At 51.6% G+C, this 3,372-nt stretch carries 5 protein-coding genes; 1 reads left to right on the top strand and 4 read right to left on the bottom strand.

Translation table 11 applies throughout. The features are described 5' to 3' along the window. The first annotated feature begins 293 nt into the window (after positions 1–293). Positions 294–1,187 (top strand): IS1595 family transposase, encoded by an 894-nt coding sequence (locus tag Q1A75_RS23455; protein ID WP_299593460.1) that lies wholly within the window; start codon positions 294–296, stop codon positions 1,185–1,187. 120 nt (positions 1,188–1,307) lie between these two features. Here the strand turns inward: Q1A75_RS23455 and Q1A75_RS23450 are convergent, their stop codons facing one another. From Q1A75_RS23450 to Q1A75_RS23435, 4 genes are all read right to left on the bottom strand, one after another. Then, entirely contained in the window at positions 1,308–2,060 is a 753-nt protein-coding gene (locus tag Q1A75_RS23450; RefSeq protein ID WP_299593457.1) for a hypothetical protein, read from the bottom strand. Positions 2,061–2,077: 17 nt separating this feature from the next. Continuing rightward, positions 2,078–2,485 carry a hypothetical protein gene (locus Q1A75_RS23445; RefSeq protein WP_299641464.1) on the bottom strand — a complete coding sequence of 136 codons (408 nt, stop codon included), beginning with the start codon at positions 2,483–2,485 and terminating at the stop codon, positions 2,078–2,080. Next, on the bottom strand, positions 2,475–2,879 hold the full coding sequence (locus Q1A75_RS23440; protein ID WP_299641461.1) for a hypothetical protein: 405 nt from the start codon (positions 2,877–2,879) through the stop codon (positions 2,475–2,477). Before Q1A75_RS23440 ends, Q1A75_RS23445 begins: the two co-directional genes overlap by 11 nt. 194 nt (positions 2,880–3,073) lie before the next feature. Continuing rightward, positions 3,074–3,372: putative sulfate exporter family transporter (locus Q1A75_RS23435; RefSeq protein ID WP_299641459.1), on the bottom strand; the 299-nt coding region annotated here is incomplete at its 5' end.

Genomic DNA, 3,372 nt, shown 5'->3' with positions numbered 1-3,372 from the left:
AGATGCCCAAAGGTCTTCCTCTCAGCAATCGCACTCGCCGCAATCGTTACTTACTGGTTATGAGTCCTGAGCCTAATCCATTTGCACCACGTGGTGGACCCGAAGGTTTATGCGCCAGCGCGTGCTCGCGTAAATGCGAAGCTTGCTCGGCTGCGGTATTATCGTTGCGGCTAAATAACCTCTAATGTGGAACTATCTATCCATCTTGCGTGACATGAAGTCTGTCTTCATTCCGTAAAAGAAAAGGGGTTTATCCCCTTGATGCAAGTATCGAGATTTGCTATCTATGACACATGGAAAAGAGCAAATCAGCATCACCCGACTTTAGCGTCCGCGACTTCTTCAAGCGCTTCCCGGATGATGAGGCATGCCTTGAACATATCTTCAATGTCCGGTTTGGTGACAAACATGCGTGCCGGGCTTGCGGTGTTGAAAGTACCTTCCACCGCATGAGCAACCGCCGCGCATGGGCCTGTGCGGCTTGCGGGGATCATGTCTACCCCACGGCGGGCACCATTTTCCAAGACACCCGAACGCCGCTCCAGGTTTGGTTCTATGCGATCTACCTGTTTGTCACCACTCGGCACGGGGTTTCTGGTAAGGAACTCCAGCGCCAGCTTGGCGTGACCTATAAAACCGCTTGGCGGATCGGCCACAAAATCCGTGAGCAAATGGACAAGCATGACCTCAAAGCCATGCTGCAAGGCCATGTCGAGATTGACGAGGCATACGTGGGCGGTAAGCGCCCCGGCAAGCGTGGTCGTGGGGCTGCTGGCAAAACCATCGTCATGGGCTTCAAGGAACGTGGTGGGCGTCTTGTTACCGAGATTATCCCTGACGTGAAGCTGAATACCCTGCGCGCCGAAACGCTCAAAACTGTTGAGGCTGGCACTACGGTTTCAACGGATGAACTCTACAGCTATCGCTTACTGAAAGAGCATGGCTACTCGCACGTTGCTGTTAAGCACGGCGCGAAAGAGTGGGCGGTGTATGACGCTGAGACGGACACGCTGCACCATACGAACCACGTGGAAAGCTTCTGGCGTCACTTCAAGCATTCGATCCGTGGCACCCACGTCTCGATCAGCCAAAAGCACATGCGTCGGTATCTGGACGAATTCACTTTCCGGGCAAATCATCGGGGCGAGGCGAACCTGATGTTTGATCGTCTTGTGGCGGCGTTTTGATCACGGTTGCGGCGGTTGCGCCAAACTCCGCCGCGCTTATTGGACCCGTGCCACGAGCCTCCTCTTGGGCGATGAACTTTTCTAAGTCGTTTGTCTTGATGGCTTTCGTTAGTGATAATGTCATGCCACCCCCAGAAGCGCCCGATAGTTATCATTTGCGGCAGAAATTTCAATCACTGACGCCGACTGTTCAAGAAGAGTAATATAGTCCGGTTTGAAATCGCCTTGACTTTCAACGGCCACCACCCCCATCGGCGCACTATCCCCAAGAAGCTTAAGGTCGCTGAATTTGGTATGGGCGCTGAAAACTGAAGAGTGAAATGGCGTCGCAATATCAAACGCAGCTGTCCCACCGTCTTGCACTCTACCTGCAACGGGCCAGACATGCCCAGACATACCAGTCATCTCCACGTCGCGCTCCACACGAGATTTTCCGTAAACGTCTATCAGCCTGTCAACAAGCATATCGCGTTCGTTTTTGGCCGATTGCTCGCTAATTGTCGCTTCCGTCAGGACGGTAGCGCGATGCGATGCGGCTGACACCATTTTCACTGCTCCAGCGATGCGATCAATGCTGATTTGGAGAACAAAGAAGCTGTGGCTGTCGAACCCAACGCCAAAATGGCTCGCCGTTGCGCGGGCATGATGCGCAAACTGACGTGGTGTTGCGCCAACCATCTCAGCTTCATTTGATCCAACACCCATATCCGACACGAAGCACGTATTACCGTCAAAAGACACGCGAACACGGACGGGCGATCCGCTTGGATACACGGCTCCCGTGGTAAAAATGTAACCATCGTTCTCGCGCTCAAACCGCGCCATCCCGCTTGCTACGTGCTCAACGGCATTTATGAAGGCACCGTCATTCATGTGTTTCCTCATACTTATCAAGACACTAGCCTCCCCTGGAAGCCGGGGCGCTCAATTCCTGATACCCCCTTGATTCTAAGCAATTTTTCGGCACATTCAAGGAAATCTTCAAGCGTACCGGGATCGGGGTCAAGTGGCACTGCTAACGGCAAATTACGCTGCCTCATGCGATCTTCACCTTCCAAATAGTTGATGTCGAACTTATGGATGTGCGAACTCGGTATATCCAAAAAGTGATACTCTTGCGGCCCAATTGCAGAATTCGTATGACCCACCCTCCACTCGATGCGCTCCAGCGCGAACGCGCTCCTAGCGCTCTCATCCGGTTGATATTCAGTTTGGAGTAGGAACCCATGCCCATTTCTTAGTGCGGGACTTTTCAGGCGCAAAAACAGGCCGAGGGCATCGCTCTCATTAATTTTCAATCGTACCCGGGCCGTTTTCCAATTTTCCCCCTCCTCGAACCAAGTTACAGGCTCTGAAAAGGTCTTCCATGGGGCAACAAGGTCGCTGAGCGTAACCAACTGAAATCCAGAAATTCTCTATCGTTTGCACAAAAACGATTTCTATCCAGATTTCACGTGAAAGGCGAGTCAAACTTGCCTCAAGGGGATAAACCCCAAAGAAAATTTCCTCAGCTACGCGCTCGCCGATCCAGATCCGGACCGCGATCTGAGTAAAAGTCAACTGTCTCAGTCCTTTGTGAACGAAGTCTACATACCATTTGGAGAAGGTCGTCTGCCCTCCTACACCGCTCGCCAAGACCTCTGTGTTATTGAAGCGTTCGACCTGCTGGAAAAATGCCTTTTCACGAGCCAAGTTGGCTGCTTTACTGATCGTCGGCGCCTTGTCATTTTCGCGTATTGAAACATTATCGCAATAGAAATCGGTCCAGAGCTTCGCTCATCTTACCATCAATAACCAGTTCGTTCAGTTCTCCATCAAGAGCTAAAAGACGTTGATCGTTTGTCATCTCGTCTCCGTTTCGCAAGTAACGCTATTTGCAAATTTCTTCAGTGGCGCAGGAAGTAGATGCCTCCAAGAATAATGAGGGCAATGAAGGCTGTTTCCGAGATTATCATTACGATGGCTTGAGGTCCGATCTCGAGGACTCGGCGCAATGAGGTTCTTAGCCCTACAGCAGCGATAGCCGTCAGCAACGCCCATTGTGATATCTGGCCAAGTACTGAACTTAGCCATTCAGGGAACAGTCCAAAACTGTTGAGTGTTGCAAGAAAGAGGTGGTCGCGGAATTTCGGACCGGTCGTTAAGGTGGATCGCATGATGAAAGTGACGATCCAGAATGAAGAAA

Origin of the sequence: uncultured Tateyamaria sp. (assembly GCF_947504105.1) — a bacterium.
Classification (GTDB): domain Bacteria; phylum Pseudomonadota; class Alphaproteobacteria; order Rhodobacterales; family Rhodobacteraceae; genus Tateyamaria.
Note: the sequence above shows the minus strand (reverse complement) of the source record. Positions and strands in the feature narration are given on the sequence as shown.